We start from the raw sequence: 18753 nt of genomic DNA, 5'->3' as shown, positions 1-18753 counted from the left end.
TTTTCCTCAACTAATTTGTCTACTATTTGTCTACACCTACTAGACGAATTATTTCGCGCCGTTACTGGGCTGAGGGGTAATTCGTCTACCAACACCCCCACTAGACGAATTAAAACACTAGACGAATTAAAATTTCCAGTAGACGAATCATGGAATCATGTCAACAATGTCCAGCGGGACAGCAAAAGACTTGTTTCTTGTGCTGCCACGGGGGATTAATCTCCCCTCTTTAACCAGCTCATTTAGTATTTGACTAACTGGTCCATGCGAAAGACCTGTTTTATTACAAATGTCCTGCCGTGTAAAACTGCTACCATCCCAGTAGGTTAAATCAATTATCCTTTGAATAGTCTCCCGAGCATCCTTGCCAACCTCTGGCGTTAAGTCTATGGGCATCCTTACCCACTCCTGCCCGGATTCATCGGTTTCATCCTCCAGGGTGAAGCTGAACGGGCTAAATTCCTTGAACCAACTTGCCAAACTGCGAACCAGGTAAAATGGGCTCCCGTCCTCACCTAATTTTTTTTCAACCCCTACCACATTACCTACTAACCGGGCCAGGACCCCGGCCCCTACTGAGTCATGCTGTGTCATTGACATTGACAGCTCAGACCTCTTTTTTTTCCTCGTATGGTGTAGTAAGACAATGGCCGCATTACTCCGCATTGCCAGGTCTCGCATTTTTGAAACAACAGGCTTCATTTCCTTGTTGTCCGACTCGTCAACAGCATGAAATGACGTTAGGGTGTCTATAAATACCACCTGCGGCTCCCATGAGACCATTAGCATTTCAAGCAGGGTAAAGCCTTCACTGGTTCCCAGGTCCAGGTCTGCCCCCTGCTGTCGAACATCCTCAGCGTAGGTAAATCTCAAGTTATTAGGGTCAAAGCAAAATTTAGTTTTTCGCAGACGGTAATTTACAAGCTGCGGACCGGTATCACCCATAAGATAAAGCACCCTACAGGGAACGACGCTTGAAAAACCCGCAAGGATAGAACCGCCCTTCGACAATTCACACGCCAGCCTTAGCGCCAGCCATGTTTTTCCGCTTTTTGGATCACCAACAAGTAAAGTCACATAACCCCTGGGGAATATACCCGGTAAAATCATAGGGATCTCAACATTTTTATTTAGGTCAGGCTTTGTAAGCAGGAGGTTCAGGTTGATTGACTTTGCTTTATCGCTAGACTCACAAGTGGGTTGCCCTTTAACCTCAGCATTATAACGACAAACGCTCTCGGCAATCTTACGGACCTCATCAGTACCAAGCGAAGGTAAACACCGTTTTTCATTCTCAGCCATCAGTGCCGCCTCAATTGCCTCTTGCGACATTCCCCGCCGCCGCATTGTACCGCCAAGGCTTGTTAATACGGCATTCCTTGAGCCCTCAGCTATGTATTCGTCTACCGGCGGGGCAGCGTTACCTTTTGGCTTGACCTCCATCAGCCTTAAGAGCCATTCCGGCGCCTCTGCAAGTGGCACATCGTCCGGGTGGTGTTCTGTCTCCCACTCGTAGCGCCTGCCGTTAACATGTAGGCTCCCGGGAGCAACAAACAAGCCACCGTCAGACCTGGTGTCTAACCCACTATGGAAGCGAGCTTTGTTCGGGATTGCCCGGCCTGTTGGGTACCTAAACAGGATATGCCTGCCACCGCTGCCGGTTATGGCCTCGACTGTCTCAGGTAATGCTCCATTCATGGCCTCCAACTCGGCCAGATGATCCGGTCCGTCTCCTTTAAGATCAACATCCAGGAGAAGGATTCCTGACCTCTCGCCGGTGGGTATGCCTATATTCGCCTTAGGCCACCGCTGCCACCATTTTAGAATTGTCGCCTCGCTGGTTGTAGCCAACTCCTGCCAGCCTTTTTCTATTGGGTGCTTGCCTACGCTGGCACACTTTGGATCCCCACAAACACACCGGCCATTTGAGAGCGGCCACCAGAGAGGGAATACCGGGTACCCGCGCCCGGCATGCGCTAAAGCTGCTTCCAATACTACGATTTTCTGGTCCATGATTGCTCCCGATTGCTCCCCTATGTGGGCTTTTATTTTAAGCTCCGGCCTGCTGATCGAGCCACCTCATAAAAGCCTCCCTTGGAATTCGAATATTTCTTCCAAGTTTCACACAAGGGAAACCTTTAACATGACAATAGTTATAAATAGTTTGCTTACCAGTTCGTGCCAGTTTTGCAGCCTCAGGCACTTTTAATAGTGCCGGGAACTGTTCAGGATTCAACTCTGTTTGCATTGTACAAACCTCCTTTATATTTTCTCGTTTCCAATCTTCTTGTTTAATTTTAGATTGTTATGGTATAATAAGCAAAACTATTCATTTTGTGACAAAGTATAAAATGCTTTTAGAGGATGGGTTATGGTGCATTATAAAAAGATTTTTTTACCTACATCTGAGGTTGTGACAAATGGACTCATATTTCTAGAAGACACCGAGAATTTTTTTAGTAATGATGGAGAAATGATGAAGCTTTCAAGTGGTCAGATAGAAAAAATAAAACCCTTACCAATAGTAAGGGCACTAACCACTGAGTTATTTAAAACTATCTCGGGGCCCGATTTAGATAATTTGAAGGACGAAAACAATCCTGATGAAACAATTATTCCTAGGTTAATAGTGAGCGCTCAAGAAAAGTTAAAAATTAATTTACCATATCCTGAACTTCGCCAAAACGATAAAAGTCTAAGAGATTACTGGTCAACAAAATTTGATCCGCCCCGGAAACCGGGTGCGCCGCCGCATACTAACCCTTTAACGTCAGAATTACTAGCACTGGCTGGTGAAGTAATATATAACCTTGGTCCCGGACGAAGGAAAAGTAATTCGTTTTTTAACGATCTTTTCATTCAGCATCGCTCATTTTTAATCAAGGATCAGGCTTGCTATGATAGAGTTTCAGAAGTGAAATTCTATCCGACCTTTACTGGAGATGATTATGATATGGAAGTTTTAACGTTGCGCCACGCAGGACCACATAATGCTAAACTAGTTTTAATTGCTCAAATTAAAGATATAATAAGCGCCGCCTGGGTTGAAATTATGTTTGCTCGTATGTTTAATCTGCGCCTTGGGTTGTGCGCTGTTTGTGGAAGGACTTTTGTTCTCGGCGGCAAAAAGGGAAAGGGCAACTACAGCCAGAGCACATGCCCTGATCCAGAGTGCAAGAAGGCCTTCACAAACCATAATATCCGGACGGGAGAAAAGAGATTCTTGGATAAAGCAAGGCAGGCAAAGACCAGAAAAAAGATTGATGATTATAAATACCAAAACTTACTTTATGTTTTAAAAAATAGGGGCCTAGAAGAAGCAGAGAAGTTTTATCAGCGGTGCATACAAATAGAGGTATAGCCCAGTAATTTGCCCCTTTAGGTGGGTTACTATATTACTGTAATAAATACTGCGAACAAGGTGGGTTAGTATAAAATAGACTGGGATAGACCTCTGAAAAATAAAGCTCTAAAATCCTGGGAAGGCGCATAAATAGTATAGTTTAAGACGGTTTGAAATAAGCTGGATTGTGCATCTTGAAACTACGGATCAGAAGGTCGGGGGTTCGAATCTTCCCAGGCGCGCCAGTAAAAACAAGGCTTCCGGGGTTTCCTCCGGAAGCTTTTTTATACTCTTGGGGATAATTTGGGGATAGTCTTATAAAAACGGTATCCTAAGTAACCAAAAAGTAACCAATAAAACACTAAGGACAGGCGCTAAAACCTGTCCTGTTTTGTTTCTTAATTTACGTTGCCCTTCATGTTTTGGTAGACCTTCTCCAGCCGGTCTGCTGCTTCCTTATCGGCGCTCTTTAAGTAGTGGCCATAAATATTATAGGTTGTTCCTATATCGGCGTGACCCATGCGTCCGCTTATACTTTTGGCTGGCAGTCCCTGGTTAATCAACATTGTGGCCGCCGTATGACGAAGGCCGTGGAAAGGGAGCGGGGGGAGCTCGTGTCTTTTTAGAAATTTCGGGAACCATTTACTGATAGTATCCGGGTGCATGGGTTGTCCGTCCCAGGTTACAAATAACCTGCCCCCGCTTGATTTTTTGCTTTTCCACAAAGATATGAACTCTTTTAACTGCATATCGGATAAGGTGTTTAGGGCGGCTATCTCAGGAGCAGCTTTCTCTCCAAACTTGCAAAGCTCCTGAATAATCTCTTCGTTATTTATCCGGACAGCTATAGCCTGGAGATTATCTTCCCATTTTTCAATGATTCCGTCCTGGCTACGTAGGATTTTGAGAAGTTGTGCTGCAGACACATCTTTAGACGTGACAGAATCAAGCAATTCAGTAAAATTACTTAGTACTCCTGTCCCACGCCATAAATCTCCCACCTTTAATCGTTCTTCAGCCTGATTTACCTTGTACTGTTTTAGTAGAGTCATAATCGATGCAGGGAGTGCCATTAACCGTACTGAGCTTTCGTTTTTAGGGGCTTTTGTGAATGTACCCTTGTCGGGAAGGTATTGACTGGCTTGCCTTACTAGTAGCGTGCCCTTGTTGAAATCTATATCTTGCCATTCCAAGCCCATTAATTCACCACGCCGCAGGCCGGTAAATACTGCCAGGAGTATTATTACCTTGTACTTTAATCCTTCATTTTCAATCGCTTCCATCAAAGCAGCTGTTTGTTCTTCATCATAGCAGGCGGTCTGTTTCTTTGTGACCTTTGGCGGCTTTACCCTGCTGGCGGGATTTGAGGCGATAACTTGCCATTGAACGGCGTCTTGAAGGACACTTGAAATAATCCGGTGTGTGTAAGATATGGTTTTTTCAGAAAGACCACCTTGCTTGCCGTCAAGCCTTATGCCATCCTCTTGTAGGTTTGCGTAAAATTCTATTAAATGTGCAGGCTTAATCTGTTCAAGTTTTAGATGGCCAAAAGCAGGGAGGATAAATTTCCTGAGCATATCTTGGTAGCTTGATAATGTTTTTGGTGCTAAGTTAGATTCAGCATAATCTTTTATCCAGCGATCCACGAAATTAGAAAAGGTAAGCTTGCTGGATTCAAGAAACAGGCCTTTTTCGATCTCAAGCACGAATTCAGCCAACAACTTTTCTGCTTCCCGCCGCGCCTGGCAGCGTGCTATTCGGGTGCAATTCTTACATGATTTTTGTTCACAGGAAACCTTTACAGTAACGGTTTTCGTTTTCTTAATTTGTTGATCGCCCTTCATTCCGCAGCTGGCAATAAGCCGCCAGGTGTTGGCTCCCCGTTTTTCAATTGAGCCTTTGCCGGCCATGAGTTATACCTCCTTTATTTATGATAATTTCTTAATCTCTTTGAATTCTCTTTACATCTAAAAGAACAATATCTTTCGTTTGGTCTTTCTGCTATGAAGATTTTCCGGCAAGTTTTATGTTTACAGCGTTTATAATCCCTTAGGGATATTAGGTCCATCCAACGGATTAGGTAGCAGGTGTGAAGCAAAGAAGGGCTTTGCCAGTGGCTAGTCCACTGTTCTTTTGGCTCTGTTATATACCATGCAGTTGGATGACAATCCGAAATATATTTGTTAAGTAGGTCCTGAGCATCGCTTTTATCATCTGCATCCCCTTCGAGAAGAGTTATACAATTTTGGTACTCTTGGGCAGCCTTGATGAAAGCGTCCAACGGTTCCCTGTAGCGCTGGTGATGGGACCTACTCCGTCCATCCATAAAATCAGGGTTTATATAATGGTAAGAAAATGTTTTTACTACTGGGTTGTCTTTGTGAATCATTATAAACCTCTCATAAGGCCAAAATGACCAATACCTGTAATCTTTAACCTCCCATAACCCAAGTAATCCCCAACGATTAACAAAATCAAGAATATCATTCTGGTTGTTTAAATCGAGTCTTGCTAGGTTGATGTGCGGTAAGCAATTCCATTCCTCAGGGTAGTACGGCTGACTATTTCGGTTGTTTTTTTTAGGTGGTTGTGCTTCAAGGGGCTGATAGGGCTCCGGTTTAGTTCCTCCTTCAGCAACCAAATACACAATGCCATTATTTTCTTTTAACGTGTATTTTGAATGATACCATGATGTTGTTTGAAGGGGTAAGAACTCTTCTTCTTTTGGCGAATCTGGCCGCATAATATAGCCTCCAAACCTAATGTGACCTTTTTTATGTACTTATCAGTGGTACATAAAAAGTTTACCATGATAAGTAAGAAATTGCAATGGGAGGTTTAGAAAATGCGTCCAACAGCTTTAAAACTCGCACGGATAAAAGCGGGATTACGGCAGAATGAGGTATCCAGCGCTACAGGGATTGCTATAACGACACTTAGCCGTTTAGAAAATAGGAAGGCAAGACCATCATTGATGGTCCTACAAAAGCTATCGAAAGTGTTAAATACTCCCCTGGACCAACTAGCTCAGGATTACCCGATCAAGGAGGCTCAGTAAAGATGACCAGAATAGGGGAACAGCTTAAAGAAGATGCCCTAAACGCTATTAGGCCAGTTCTGCCGCGTGCAACGATGAATGCAAGGGACAGCGCCGCCTATATTGGCTGCTCCTACTGGAAATTTCTAGAGGGAGTTAAGGCAAAACGGATTCCACACCTGAAAGTTGGAAATCGAATCCTTTGCAGAAGAGAGACACTTGACGCATGGATGGCCTCGCAGGAAACCGCAAGTATTAGTAATGATGATGATAAAGCGGGATATGGTACGTTGAGGAAGTTACGATAGTGATTGACATTATTTTTGAAGCACTTACATTTATCCCCCAGGAATCCCTTGATGACTCGATCCGTCTAATTGCCGTTACGCTCGAAAGCGGAGCTGACCCTTTCACAGCATTGGCCGCTGTATTTCGTTGGACGGAGGGTCGGGCGTTATACAGGGGTGTACATGAAGGGCTGCAGGAATTTTTTCTCTCAGTAACGAGGTAGCAATAATGACCTACGAAGATTTTCTATCTAAACTTCAAGGCGTCCGCGGCAAAACAGCACTTTGCCCGGCTCATGATGATAAGCAGCGTAGTCTTTCGCATAGCGTTAAAGACGGAAAAATTCTTTTACATTGTCATGCTGGATGCAGTGTCGAAGATATTGTTACTGCTCTGGGGCTTAAAGTTAGCGATCTGTTTTTAGATGAGCCGGCGAGGAAATCAACGATGGATATTGTAGAAGAGTACAACTACAAAGACACTAAAGGTAATTTGGCTTACCAGGTTGTTCGGCTGAGCCCGAAAAGCTTCCGGCAACGGCGGCCTAAAGGTCGGGGCGGGTGGTTATGGAATATGCAAGGTGTGAAACCGCTCCCTTATCGATTACCGGAACTACTGGCGGCCTTGGAGCGGGGAGAAACGGTTTTTATCGTTGAAGGCGAGAAAGACGTTGATAATCTGTTAGTCAAGGGATTGGTCGCAACCACGAACCATGGGGGCGCAGGTAAGTGGAATGAAGCTCATAGTGAGTATTTTCCCTCTGGCTCTGAAGTGGTGATCCTTCCGGACAACGATGAACCGGGCCGGGAACATGCCCATAAGGTTGCTATTCAATTAGTTGGCAGGGGTTGCCATGTGAAGCTCGTTGAATTACCCGATTTACCGGAAAAAGGCGATGTCTCAGATTGGTTAGGTTCCGGGGGTACTAAGGAAGAATTGCTGGTATTGGTAGAACGGACACAGGAATTTAGACTGCAAGAGTCCGGGCAGGAGAAGGACAACCTTCCTATTGGCTATACTGCTCAAGGGATCATGGAGACGGAGTTTCCAGAGCCACGATGGTTGATACCTGGGCTACTCTGTGAAGGATTAAGCCTTCTATGCGGCCGGCCAAAAATGGGCAAATCATGGTTATGCTTAGCCATTGCCTCCGCTGTTGCAGCTGGAGGGTGGGCACTGGGTTGTAAAAAGGTTGAACGTTCTGAGGTATTATATCTTGCTTTGGAGGATACACCAAGGCGACTTAAAGGGCGATTGGAGAAGATCCTGCAGAATGGACAAGCACCGGTAGGATTCCATATTTTCACCGAGTGGAAGAAACTTGATCAGGGTGGTCTGGAACTGCTGGATAAATGGCTGACAGTACACCCTAACTGTAAGCTGGTGGTGATTGATACCTTTGGCAAGATACGAGGGAAAATTAGTTCAAGCGGGTCTATATACCAGGAGGACTATGGTGCATTGGATGGCCTGAAGCGTCTTGCAGATAGTTACGGGGTTAGTGTGTTACTTGTTCACCACCTTCGCAAGATGGGAAGCGATGATCCTCTTGAGACTATTAGCGGCAGTACCGGCATAAGCGGCGCTGCTGACGGCATCCTCATATTAAAGCGGGAACGAGGAGCATCAGGGGCGAGCCTTTATATCACGGGTCGTGATGTTGAGGAACAGGAGTTAGCTTTGAATTTTGACCAGACAATAGGTACATGGGCCATTTTAGGTGATGCGGCAGAATACCGTTTGAGCCAAGAGCGCAGAGATATATTAGAGGTTTTAAGAAAAGCTAAGGAAGCCATGTCGCCAAAAGAAATCGCTGAAGTAGTTGGGCGCAAAGGCCCTAACGTTAGAAAAACTATTGAAGCTCTATTAGATGAAGGTTTAATTAATAAAGTTGGTTACGGTAAGTATTACATATCTCAACAAGGATTTAGTAATAAAGAAAATAATGAGTTTTCTCTTCACAGTGTTCACACTCTTCACAGCCATCACACTGGTAACAGTGTTCACACTAACGAAAATGAAGGAAGTGTGAACGAGTGTGATGCAAGTGTGAACGGAAGTGTGAACGCAGAAATCCAGCAACGGCGCGGAAAACTGGCAAGTGTGAACAGTGTGAACGGTGTGAGCAGAGATAATCTAGAAAGTATTTTGAATGAATTTGCCGGCCAGGAGGTGGATCTAAATGACTTCCCGCTCTGAACTAATTAAGCAGTTAGCGGATTATGGCATTACGGTTAATGGCGCTAAGGTATGTTTCCCCGGGAAAATTAACCCCCAAGCTATTCCGCTATTACGGCAGTTGAAACTCTCTCAAGCGGATACCTGGGATGGTGGACAAGCTTTAAACATTTGGCAGGAAATGCTGGATAGGATGAGGGTGGTATACCCTGCCGGCGCGCTCCCATGGTGTAACAGACAAAGGCCAGATTTAATTGAGAAACTAAACGCTATAGGCGATAGATATACTGAAGTGTTCCACAAAAGAGATATCAACGAGGTGCGAGAGGCAGCGGCTCTTTTTGAGGGGGTTTTATCTCAAATAATTACTACATATCAAGAGGACTACAATAATGAGTGTTGATAAACAACATGAATTGGTTTGCAAAAAAACAAGTGGAGACGGGATATGAAATTCATTGAAATCAAGCTGCCTAAATGTACATTATTTCTACTGCCGGACGAGTTAAACCGTCTATTACAGCAGGATCCCGATCTTTTTGCAAAGGGTATTAAGCGTGGCAAGGGTATTCTCCGGGCTCGTCAGGCTATGGAACGGAACTGCAAGCATACCAGCAAAGAGGCGCGCTGATCGATATAGTAATCATGCACCAAAGGAGGAGCTACAATGGGCGGACAAACCGCGGCATTTACTGGTACAGAAATTAAAAAGAAAATGGCTAACCATCTCGTAAGGCTGAGACGTCTAATACGGTTTACTTTGAGTAAGCAAAATTCAATATCGGCTTTGCGTCGTAGCATGAAGGATGACCTGGCTGCTGAGAAGGCAAAAGTGTTTAAAAACCAGTACCTGATAGCGGAGCTAGAAGAAATAATTGAAGACCTGGATTCTCTTTGTAGTGATTATGAGAACCAACTTGTTACGTCTGGAGAATTTCTGTTAGATATTTTGCCGATATATGAAGCAAGCGGTGCCTCTGACCACGATTTTGCACAGTTGATTAACTGCAATATTAAAAGGATGGAGAGAATCCGGCGGGACTTCGATGAGCAAGAGGATAACCAGGGCCGTTCGTTTTTTGTGGATGCGATATTCATCTACCATGCAGAACAACCAATAGAACGGGAGAAGGAAGACTTTGTGATTTCTTGGGATTTGCCTTTCTTCCATGCTATGACCCACCACTTCATAAGAGAGCTCGAGACTAATTCTAAATTACGTCAGGCCGCTCATGACAAAATAGATGAGCTATTTCCCGAGTTACAGGCAAACCAATACATAGCCACTATAACTTACCTGCCGTCCGCTCCTGGTGTTTTGTTTAGGTGGTTTTTTTGTCCTGCTTTAGCAATATGACGGTTATGAGTATGGTTAGCAATAATAGACCTGCCCATATCCCTGTAGCAATTTTACGTACCTGCCAGGCCCAGGTTCTTAGTTCGGATTCAGCTCTTTCCTCTGCATTTTTGGGTTGATTAGCTAGTTCGGATTTTGCTTTGTTATATTTCTCATTGGCATCTATCCATAAGTCTTGTTCGTAAATAATGTTTTCTGAAATTCCCTGCTCATATTCTTGATGTCGCGAAATTTCGTCGATTGGGAGCAAAAAAGAGAACCTATTGCCATTTTTCATATCAGCTAATTCCTTATTCTTCTTGACTAGTTCAAAATATGTCAAGTGCGCAAAGTGATGTTGCGATTTTTCTTTATTATAATCATCTATTTGCTTATTTAAATCTAATTTCCTTTGGGTTGTCTCTGAACTGTTTAAAATTTTAAGTTTTCTATTTGCTATATCATTTGGTGAAACAACAGGCCTCATTTCGCCGCTGTATAATCGCCCTCCGCTTACACCATAAAACTTAACCCATGACTGACATGTCCAGCGGTCACGTAAATAAATAACCGTTAACCCGTCTTTGGTTTGAGTAGGCCCCTTTTCCCACCGAAAAAACCAGGCCCCAACCAATGCAATTAGAATTACAAAAGGGATAATCCAATATTTCTTCAAAGCTACCACCTCCCTATTAATGAGGGACTTCTGGAATCGCCAATATTTTACCTTCGGGAATAATGTCGAATTGTGTTTCACCTGAAAAAATTACTCGTAAAACATAAAAGACATCCTTCTTCGATAAATTAGAGTGGCGGTCCCCTCAATTTTGGGGAGATAAAAGCAGTAACGGGTTGGGGGGGTACCGATTTAAACTCGGAAAACTCTATTGGACTGTCGGAGATTAGATTGATCCAAAAATGGAGTAAGTAAAACCAGCTCATAACTCCGGGCTCCAGAATCAGGGCAGGTCGGTTTTGAGAACAGGCCTTTGCCAAAGGTCAAGGTTAGGAAAGTTGGATGTGACATCCGAGTATACCGGCAGCAATCCTGTTAAATCAAAATTTGGCGGCGTAAAATTGCGCTGTCTAAATTCTTCACTAAGCCCACTTGTCGGCCGAGTTGACAAACTGATGGGCGAATCAATTTGATTCCACTAGGGGTTTGTATTAAACACAACCCTTATCCTGAGATGTCCGGAATTAAAATCCGCATGGAAAGGTCGGTTGCGGTATCCGACCTTTATCCCTCAAACCTGAGGACAAAACCGGTTAGCGCAATTTTGCGCTGATTGGTGATCGTTATGAGCATGGGCAGTGGGTTACCAGGCTGTCTACCCCTCTCTGTCATATCCTGTCGGAATATTTGTCAAGGATAAGTTTCCCTTCTTGTCGAAGTCTATCAAGAAGTTAGGAGGTTGCATAATGGAACTAGATGCAAAACAAAAGGTTTTACTTGCTATATATACTGAATATCAAAAAGATTTACCAGATATGGAAAGGGAAATAAGTTTTAAAAACCTTGATTTGGATAATAAGATTTTTAGAATTGCTATTGATAAATTACAAAATGAACAGATGATAAACGGTGCTACGATAATTCGAGGTGGCAATAGTCATATTCCATTACATGTAAATGTTGGAGATATAAAAATGACAAGGCAGGGTATTGATTTTGTTGAACAAAAACTCCAAATAGATAGAACGCTAACGGGAGTAGAAAAAGTTAAAGTAATAAGCCAAAATGCCACTAAATGGGGATGGGAACAGTTGAAAGACCTAGCAGCAAAAGTACTAAGTGAGATGCTAAAATAATTTTAAGGGCCTCCGGGCTCGTTTTTTTTGCCTAAAATTATAGATAATTATGGTAATACATATTGACATGTCGTATAGTGGTATATAAAATATCATTAAATAGCAAAGGGTGGTGATATATGGAAGGGGATTTTATTACCATAGGCGAGCTTTGTGAATGGTTAAAAATTAGTAGACGCACAACAGAGCGATGGCGAAAAGAAGGCTTGCCTTTTATCAAACAGGGACGTTTAGTCAGGTTTGATAAACAAGTAGTAGTTGAGTGGTTAAAGTCAAAGGAAGTTAAAAATTAAAGGAAGCCCGCTCCCCGCCAAGAGATCCGGACTTCCTAATGAGTGCCCCATGAGAGGCTATCTTTTTTATTATAACCTCCTCATGGTGGAAATCAAGCCATTTTCCAAAAACAGGGTATATTATTGTCCCCTGTTGAGAGAATTATGGAAAAAACCTAAGGAGGTATTTTTATGCCTAAACACAAGCTTGATACGTTGGCAGTTATTAAAACCATGGGTCTTAAGTTCCCTATTGCTGAGCACCCATCTTTTAAACACTTCTGGGATGACTATGCTAAAAAATTCAATAGAATAGCTGATTTTCTCGATGAAATAAAAATGGAAGAAACCGAAAGGATGACTATTATCGAATTCGCTAGAGAAGCCATTGAAGCAGCTGAAGAGGTGGAAAGACTTTCATTTGCAGAAGTCTTTAAAATGGGGTTTATGTACGGTATGCAAACAATATCAAAGGACATTAAAGAGTTGCCCGTGTTGGTGGAAATAGACACACCTCTTTATAATTAAAATTCGAGGAGGCCAATTCATATGTTAAATCCCATATGCAAACAGATTATTGATAACCGCTGTGATGAGATTGGACAGGCTGTCGCAAATAAACCGGAGTTCAGTTCCGTTTTTGATGAGTGCTGCCACCTGTATGATATTTTGAGGTATGGCACTAGCCCAGAACTTATCGAACACCTGGAGGGCCTTCACTCGACGCTTATTAGTATCGTAGAGCAGGAATTTTACCTGGCCGGCCTGCAGGATGGGACAAGCCTGAAGCAATTTTTCACCGGGGAGGGTATGCTCGATGTCGCCAGTTAAGCAGTTACGAATTGAGAAAGGTATAAGCCGGCAAGAACTTGCTAACAGAGTGCTTATTACTCCTCGCCACCTTGGACGTGTTGAAAGTGGTGAGTATAAAGCTATTCGTCTTCTGGCTCGGCTTGCGAAGGAATTAGGTGTGCCGGTTGAAAAGCTCGTTGGATAGGGGAGGCTGATTTTATGGCAGAGAATTTAAAAGAAAAAAAATACCGCTGCCCCAAATGCAATAGGATGATATTTTATTACTCCTTAATAGGCAGGATGGAAATGTCAATTAAATGCCCAAGATGTGGGAGAGTCTTAGTAATCACAATCACAGAGGAGGGCGCCATGACTCTAGCATCCTTTAAAAGTAAGCACTGGTTTCCTGAGCCTGTAGCGGTAGCAAATATAAATTAAGGCCAGGGGTTGGAGCTGGTCCCGCTGCGGTGGGGCTGGCTCCATAAAGAACGCCGCCAGGGCGATGGCGACCCAATTAAAAAGGCGAGAGGGCAAAGTTTTTAAAAGAATACTGGGGGATTAAGCACGGAAACAACCAGAGGGCACGACAAAATGTCGCCTCCTCAACAAAGCTTTCCGATGTGGCACATTCTTAAAACAAAAAGGTGGTGACAAAACTACAAAAAATTTCAAAAGTTCCGCAATGGTGACAGTAGTAACCTCATCAACAAAGGCAGGTGAAGTAAATGTTTAAAACACCTAAAAGCAACCTCCATATGTCGGTACCTGAAGTAGCAGAAATATTAGGAATTGGAGTAAGTAGGGCTTACCAATATGCAAAGGATGGACTATTCCCAGTATTCAAGTTAGGGAAAAGGATACGGGTGCCAAAAAAACAGTTTTATGAGTGGTATGAAAAACAGATAACCGGGGGAGAGACCTCAGCAACCGGCTAAAGTGGGAGACTGACCCTGTGAGTCAGGAAATACCGGGAGGTAAGCGCATGCCGCTACCGAAGGCCGCCGCTATTATGGGTGTAAACCCACAGTTTTTACGGATAGCACTGCAACAAGGCAAGTTCCCATTTGGGGTAGCTGTGAAGCGGAAGAAATGGAGCTACTACATTAACCCGGAGCAGTTCAGGGAGTATTTAAGGTAGCCGGTCGGTAGTAAATCATTCGAAAACCCAGCAAGCATGACAGTAGACCTGGAGGAAGAGAGAAAAGCTCAAAATAATCTTTAACCAGCGCTAGGGGGGATTGCATTAGGACCAGGGATGTGCTCTTTTTGTTTGTACAAGCCCTGGGAATGACGTCGATGTATTAATAGGGTAGCTTTATATGTACCATTTTAGTATAATTAACCTACAATATTTTAAATAATAACTACTTGCAGGTTAATTTTTTTCTTGCAAAAAAAAGCACCACAGAGTAGAATATTATTAACCTGCAATGGTTAAAATATTGCCAAGTTGCAGGTTAACGACAGGAGGGATTATAATGATTCGCGGGGTTTTGGAAGACCATTATGAGCGGCTCAAGTCTATGGAGCAATCCTATAAAGAGAAATTAGCGAGCATGCCCAAAGGAAACATCCGCTTTAAAAATATTCGTGGTCGTATGTATCCCTATCTGGATTATCGGAAAGACGGGAAAATGGTCTCCAAATATTTAAACAAATTATCTGAGGAAGAATTAAATGAGTTACAGTTTAAGTTAGAGCAGCATAAAAAACTTATGAAAAATCTACGCGAAGTAAAAAGAGATTGTAGGATTTTAGAGAAAGCGCTTAAACACAAATGAACGAAAAACAAGAAGCGGTTTTTTGGGAAACCATTAGGATACTGGATTCACAAGGGGTTTTACCGGATCTAATTTTGATTGGGAGCTGGGTTGAGTATATTTATGCTGAATCTAATTATTTTAGCGGCTTCCAGCCAAACATCCGTACAATTGACCTTGATTTTCTAATCCCAAACATAAGGCGCCCAGCCAAGAAAGTACCATTATGCGATGTAATGGAACGTCATGGTTTTATGACTCAGCAGCGCAATGATGGGCTTATTAAATTTTCAAATTTTGAAGGTCCTCTTGAGGTCGAGTTTTTAGTTCGAGATATGGGCCAGGGCCAGATTGAGCCTTATACCGTAGAAGGGCTTGGAATAAAAGCTGCTGGGCTTCGGCATCTAGATATTTTGATTCAATGGACTACTACTTTATTTATTCGATTGTATCAGCTGCTGGTACCTCTGCCAGAGGCATATGTTTTACATAAATTAGTGATTAATAATAAACGCCTGCAGGGGATGAAACAGAAAAAGGATTTAATGTCTATTGAGGAGTTATTACCTTTTATAAAAAGCTCGGGGCAAAACCTTGCCAAGTTAAAAGAAATATATGATAACGGTTTAACTAGGAATGAACGAGCATTAGTTGATACAACGTGTAAGGCAAACCTTATTAGATTATTTAACTAGGATATCAATGTATATCAAGTTTTGGCTACGGGAAGATCAAAGTCGGGCACTTTAAATAATAAAGCAGGACGTATTGTTTTACCTTGATTTGCGGTACTTGTGCTGGGGATAATTTGGGGATAGTCAATGCAAATTATCCCCAAAAAGCAACCAAAGATGACCAACGTAAAAGTGGACAAACCCTTATAGGACAAGCACTTGACCAACATTGTCCTAACCTGCAAAAGGCCATGTTTCTGACTACGGATCAGAAGGTCGGGGGTTCGAATCTTCCCAGGCGCGCCATAGAAAAGTAAAGCCCCGCAAGTGATTGCGGGGTTTTGTTATTGGCGCCCGAGGTTGACATGGAGCGGCCGCAGACGGAGATTTTCGTATGGGAGCGGCGATGAAAGCTGCAAGTAGTTCGTTTGAGGGGGTAGTGACGCGGAAAGGCAGGTGTTGGATGAAACTGTTGGAGCGGTTGATTGAATATGCCGGGTCAAACTGAACAGTTTGACCGCTGAGATTGAACAGTGTCTCCGTTTGAAACTGGACACCCTTTCCGGCAAAGTTGAACACCGGATATGACCTTTCTGCTAAATTGAATTTATGCATCTGAAAGGTGCAAATAAATTCAAGGAGGGTCATAGAGATGACCAGTTACAAAGAGATTCTGCGGCTACATAGCCTCGGAATCAACAACAGCCGCATTGCGTCTGGATGCGGATGCTCTCGAACCACGGTTATTAACGTGCTTCAAAGAGCAAAGGATCAAGGGCTAAGTTGGCAGACAGTGGCCGAAATGTCCGACAAGGAGTTGTCACAGCGCCTTTTTTCTTCGGAGAGCGCTAAGCCCGCGTACAAAATGCCGAATTACGACTACATCCATCGTGAGATGGCGAAAAGCGGTGTGACCTTAACTCTGTTATGGCTTGAATACTGCGACCAGTGTCGCGAATCCGGGCAAGTACCGTACAAGTCGACCCAGTTCAACAAATATTACGCTGACTATGTGAAAAGCACCAAGGCAACCATGCACATTCACCGTAAGCCTGGGGAAATCATGGAGGTAGACTCGGCGGGACAAACCGCCAGGATCATCGACACAGACACGGGAGAGATTATCCAAGCCTATGTGTTTGTGGCTGCCCTGCCATACAGCGGCTATGCCTATGTGGAAGCCTTCCTTTCACAAAATCAGGAGAGCTGGATTACCGCCCATATCAACGCCTATCGCTTCTTCGGTGGAATCACTCGCATTATGGTACCGGACAACTTAAAAACCGGCGTGGAGAAGGTGACGAAAGGCGAAGCAGTTATTAACAAGACCTATCAGGAGATGGCTGAACATTATGGTACAGCGGTTATTCCATGCAGAGTTAGGGCTCCCAAAGATAAACCCACGGTAGAAGGATCGGTCGGCATCATCTCAACATGGATACTCGCTGCTCTGCGTAATCAGCAGTTTTTATCGTTACGAGAGCTGAATGCTGCCATTCGGGAAAAGCTAATGGTTTTTCTAGAGAAACCTTTTCAGAAGAAGAACGGGAGCAGAGCCACCTTGTTCGATGAGGAAAAACCCTTCTTGCTGCCGTTGCCCTTAAAGCCATTTGAATTGGCGACCTGGAAGATTGCCACTGTTCAATACAATTACCATATCAGTGTGGAGACCCAGAAGTATTCGGTGCCGTTTGAATACATCAAGCAGAAAGTTGATGTCAGGATTACCCGCAATGTGATTGAGGTCTTCTTCCAAGGCAATCGCATTTGTTCTCATCCCCGGCTCTATGGTAGGAGCAATCAATACAGCACCCTGGAAGCCCATATGCCACCAGATCATCAAAAATATGTGTCTTGGAACGGCGACCGCTTTAAATCCTGGGCAGCCAAAATCGGTGAGAATACAAGCGCTGTCATTAACCTGTTTTTAGGAAGTCACAAAGTCGAGCAGCAGGGCTACAAGGCTTGTATGGCTCTTTTGAAACTGGCCGACAAATATTCGGTGGAGCGCCTTGAATCGGCCTGCACCAAAGCATTGTCCTACACTGTACAGCCTAGCTTGAAGAGCGTTCAGGCCATCTTAAAATCCGGTCAGGACAAGCTGCCGAAAGAAACCCCGGGCCATTCCTCCTCTGAGTTTGGACTCACACGAGGAGCCGATTACTACAGCAGGAGGGATGGAAAATGCTAAACGATTCAACCGTAGCCAAGCTTCACGAAATGAAGCTTAGTGTCATGGCTGCAGCATTCCGGGAACAGCTCAAAAACGCAAACTTGTCTGACATGGCTTTTGAAGAACGCTTCGGTCTGCTGATCGATGCCGAATGGGCAGCCCGTAAAAACAATCGGCTGTCGCGCTTGATCAAAAACGCGGGTTTTGCCTTCAATGACGCTTGTATTGAGAACATTGAGTATCATGACGATCGCAAACTCGACAAAGCTCAAATCATCCGCTTGGCTAGCTGTAACTACATCCAAGAAGCCCATAACATCATAATCCTTGGAGCCACGGGTAGCGGAAAAACCTACCTCTCAAATGCTTTTGGCATGGCTGCCAGCCGAAACTTTTACACGGTTAAATATGTACGGCTTCCCGATCTGCTGGGTGAATTGGCCATTGCACGCGGTGAGGGGACATACCGCAAGGTCATCAAAGCTTACAAACAGGTAAAGCTGCTCATTTTGGATGAATGGCTTCTGTTTCCGCTCAAGGAAAGCGAAGCCCGCGATCTGCTTGAGATCGTAGAATCTCGTTACAAAAAAGCTTCTACCATATTCTGTTCCCAGTTTGAGATCGGCGGTTGGTATCATAAAATTGGCGAACCGACACTGGCCGATGCCATTTCAGATCGCATTGTGCATGATTCCTACACCATTTTTATCGACGGTAAAAACTCTATGCGGGAGCGCAAGGGTATTGCCAACAGATAATTCAAAACAGCCTTACGGCTATTGAGGGCTCTGCCCTCAAACTCCCGAGGTTTATCGCTTAGTTTTCCAAAGAGAGTGATGTTATGTTGCTTTTAACAAAAAAAGAGCGACGCTCACCGGCATCACTCTCCCCGCAAAACTCTTAAGCCGCTCGGGTCACTCCTCAGTGTTGCCCTATCCTGCTTAAAAGTAAAAGCAGTTTGAGTATACCATGTGATCCTTTAGTTATCAATGTACAGCCACTACGGAATGATTGTTCAATTTAAACGGTCTTAGTGTTCAACTTCGGCGGTCTAGGTGTTTTTTCTTAGCGGAATATACAGTTGATTG

The 18753-nt window shown here is 43.8% G+C and carries 25 protein-coding genes; 20 read left to right on the top strand and 5 right to left on the bottom strand.

Annotated elements, in window-relative coordinates:
- Positions 1–147: 147 nt before the first annotated feature.
- Both Psch_RS10810 and Psch_RS10805 read right to left on the bottom strand, forming a co-directional pair.
- Positions 148–2013: a bifunctional DNA primase/polymerase gene (locus Psch_RS10810; RefSeq protein WP_190240146.1), complete on the bottom strand. Its 1866-nt coding sequence runs from the start codon at positions 2011–2013 to the stop codon at positions 148–150.
- 37 nt (positions 2014–2050) lie between these two features.
- On the bottom strand, positions 2051–2248 hold the full coding sequence (locus tag Psch_RS10805; protein WP_190240145.1) for a helix-turn-helix domain-containing protein: 198 nt from the start codon (positions 2246–2248) through the stop codon (positions 2051–2053).
- Between the two features lie 123 nt (positions 2249–2371).
- Here Psch_RS10805 and Psch_RS10800 point away from each other — a divergent pair, with 123 nt between their 5' ends.
- Positions 2372–3361, top strand: coding sequence for a hypothetical protein (locus Psch_RS10800; protein WP_190240144.1), 990 nt, complete (start codon positions 2372–2374; stop codon positions 3359–3361).
- A 380-nt stretch (positions 3362–3741) separates the two neighbouring features.
- Here Psch_RS10800 and Psch_RS10795 read toward each other — a convergent pair whose 3' ends face one another.
- Together Psch_RS10795 and Psch_RS10790 are read right to left on the bottom strand one after the other, a co-directional pair.
- The gene (locus tag Psch_RS10795; RefSeq protein ID WP_134217430.1) at positions 3742–5253 is read right to left on the bottom strand and encodes a tyrosine-type recombinase/integrase; all 1512 of its coding nucleotides are present in this window, start codon (positions 5251–5253) and stop codon (positions 3742–3744) included.
- A gap of 14 nt (positions 5254–5267) precedes the next feature.
- Positions 5268–6086: a hypothetical protein gene (locus tag Psch_RS10790; RefSeq protein WP_134217429.1), complete on the bottom strand. Its 819-nt coding sequence runs from the start codon at positions 6084–6086 to the stop codon at positions 5268–5270.
- Between the two features lie 102 nt (positions 6087–6188).
- Between Psch_RS10790 and Psch_RS10785 the strand changes: the two genes are divergently transcribed.
- From Psch_RS10785 to Psch_RS10755, 7 genes are read left to right on the top strand one after another with little or no spacing between them, the layout of a single operon-like run.
- Positions 6189–6401, top strand: a complete 213-nt coding sequence (locus tag Psch_RS10785; RefSeq protein WP_134217428.1) for a helix-turn-helix domain-containing protein — start codon at positions 6189–6191, stop codon at positions 6399–6401.
- Positions 6402–6403: 2 nt separating this feature from the next.
- Positions 6404–6688: an excisionase family DNA-binding protein gene (locus Psch_RS10780; protein ID WP_134217427.1), complete on the top strand. Its 285-nt coding sequence runs from the start codon at positions 6404–6406 to the stop codon at positions 6686–6688.
- The gene (locus Psch_RS10775; RefSeq protein WP_134217426.1) at positions 6688–6891 is read left to right on the top strand and encodes a hypothetical protein; all 204 of its coding nucleotides are present in this window, start codon (positions 6688–6690) and stop codon (positions 6889–6891) included. Before Psch_RS10780 ends, Psch_RS10775 begins: the two co-directional genes overlap by 1 nt.
- Positions 6892–6896: 5 nt before the next feature.
- Positions 6897–8867 carry an AAA family ATPase gene (locus Psch_RS10770; RefSeq protein WP_134217425.1) on the top strand — a complete coding sequence of 657 codons (1971 nt, stop codon included), beginning with the start codon at positions 6897–6899 and terminating at the stop codon, positions 8865–8867.
- Positions 8851–9249 carry a hypothetical protein gene (locus tag Psch_RS10765; RefSeq protein WP_134217424.1) on the top strand — a complete coding sequence of 133 codons (399 nt, stop codon included), beginning with the start codon at positions 8851–8853 and terminating at the stop codon, positions 9247–9249. The genes Psch_RS10770 and Psch_RS10765 overlap by 17 nt, the downstream gene beginning before the upstream one ends.
- Positions 9250–9294: 45 nt before the next feature.
- Complete coding sequence (locus Psch_RS10760) at positions 9295–9477, top strand: hypothetical protein (RefSeq protein ID WP_134217423.1); 183 nt, start codon at positions 9295–9297, stop codon at positions 9475–9477.
- A gap of 36 nt (positions 9478–9513) precedes the next feature.
- Positions 9514–10203 carry a hypothetical protein gene (locus Psch_RS10755; RefSeq protein ID WP_134217422.1) on the top strand — a complete coding sequence of 230 codons (690 nt, stop codon included), beginning with the start codon at positions 9514–9516 and terminating at the stop codon, positions 10201–10203.
- Here the strand turns inward: Psch_RS10755 and Psch_RS10750 are convergent.
- Entirely contained in the window at positions 10169–10858 is a 690-nt protein-coding gene (locus Psch_RS10750) for a hypothetical protein (protein WP_134217421.1), read from the bottom strand. The two genes, Psch_RS10755 and Psch_RS10750, sit on opposite strands and share 35 nt — an antisense overlap.
- 746 nt (positions 10859–11604) lie before the next feature.
- Here Psch_RS10750 and Psch_RS10745 point away from each other — a divergent pair.
- The 12 genes from Psch_RS10745 (at position 11605) to istB (ending at position 18423) form a co-directional block, all read left to right on the top strand.
- The gene (locus Psch_RS10745) at positions 11605–11994 is read left to right on the top strand and encodes a YjcQ family protein (RefSeq protein ID WP_134217420.1); all 390 of its coding nucleotides are present in this window, start codon (positions 11605–11607) and stop codon (positions 11992–11994) included.
- A 119-nt stretch (positions 11995–12113) separates the two neighbouring features.
- Complete coding sequence (locus Psch_RS10740; RefSeq protein ID WP_134217419.1) at positions 12114–12287, top strand: helix-turn-helix domain-containing protein; 174 nt, start codon at positions 12114–12116, stop codon at positions 12285–12287.
- Between the two features lie 171 nt (positions 12288–12458).
- Positions 12459–12794 carry a hypothetical protein gene (locus Psch_RS10735; protein WP_134217418.1) on the top strand — a complete coding sequence of 112 codons (336 nt, stop codon included), beginning with the start codon at positions 12459–12461 and terminating at the stop codon, positions 12792–12794.
- Positions 12795–12815: 21 nt separating this feature from the next.
- A complete protein-coding gene (locus Psch_RS10730; RefSeq protein ID WP_134217417.1) occupies positions 12816–13097 on the top strand; it encodes a hypothetical protein in 282 nt (93 codons plus the stop codon).
- On the top strand, positions 13084–13263 hold the full coding sequence (locus tag Psch_RS10725) for a helix-turn-helix transcriptional regulator (protein ID WP_134217416.1): 180 nt from the start codon (positions 13084–13086) through the stop codon (positions 13261–13263). Before Psch_RS10730 ends, Psch_RS10725 begins: the two co-directional genes overlap by 14 nt.
- Before the next feature lie 14 nt (positions 13264–13277).
- Complete coding sequence (locus Psch_RS10720) at positions 13278–13496, top strand: hypothetical protein (protein WP_134217415.1); 219 nt, start codon at positions 13278–13280, stop codon at positions 13494–13496.
- Between the two features lie 287 nt (positions 13497–13783).
- Positions 13784–13993, top strand: a complete 210-nt coding sequence (locus Psch_RS10715; protein WP_134217414.1) for a helix-turn-helix domain-containing protein — start codon at positions 13784–13786, stop codon at positions 13991–13993.
- A gap of 47 nt (positions 13994–14040) precedes the next feature.
- The gene (locus Psch_RS10710; protein WP_190240143.1) at positions 14041–14196 is read left to right on the top strand and encodes a hypothetical protein; all 156 of its coding nucleotides are present in this window, start codon (positions 14041–14043) and stop codon (positions 14194–14196) included.
- Between the two features lie 340 nt (positions 14197–14536).
- Positions 14537–14839, top strand: a complete 303-nt coding sequence (locus Psch_RS10705) for a DUF6788 family protein (protein WP_134217413.1) — start codon at positions 14537–14539, stop codon at positions 14837–14839.
- Positions 14836–15513 (top strand): GSU2403 family nucleotidyltransferase fold protein, encoded by a 678-nt coding sequence (locus Psch_RS10700; protein WP_134217412.1) that lies wholly within the window; start codon positions 14836–14838, stop codon positions 15511–15513. Before Psch_RS10705 ends, Psch_RS10700 begins: the two co-directional genes overlap by 4 nt.
- A gap of 631 nt (positions 15514–16144) precedes the next feature.
- On the top strand, positions 16145–17683 hold the full coding sequence (istA, locus tag Psch_RS10695; protein WP_134220420.1) for an IS21 family transposase: 1539 nt from the start codon (positions 16145–16147) through the stop codon (positions 17681–17683).
- On the top strand, positions 17677–18423 hold the full coding sequence (gene istB / locus Psch_RS10690; protein WP_134220419.1) for an IS21-like element helper ATPase IstB: 747 nt from the start codon (positions 17677–17679) through the stop codon (positions 18421–18423). The genes istA and istB overlap by 7 nt, the downstream gene beginning before the upstream one ends.
- The last annotated feature ends 330 nt before the right edge of the window (positions 18424–18753 follow it).

The organism is Pelotomaculum schinkii (assembly GCF_004369205.1).
GTDB lineage: Bacteria > Bacillota > Desulfotomaculia > Desulfotomaculales > Pelotomaculaceae > Pelotomaculum_C > Pelotomaculum_C schinkii.
This window is presented reverse-complemented; position numbering and strand designations above follow the sequence as displayed.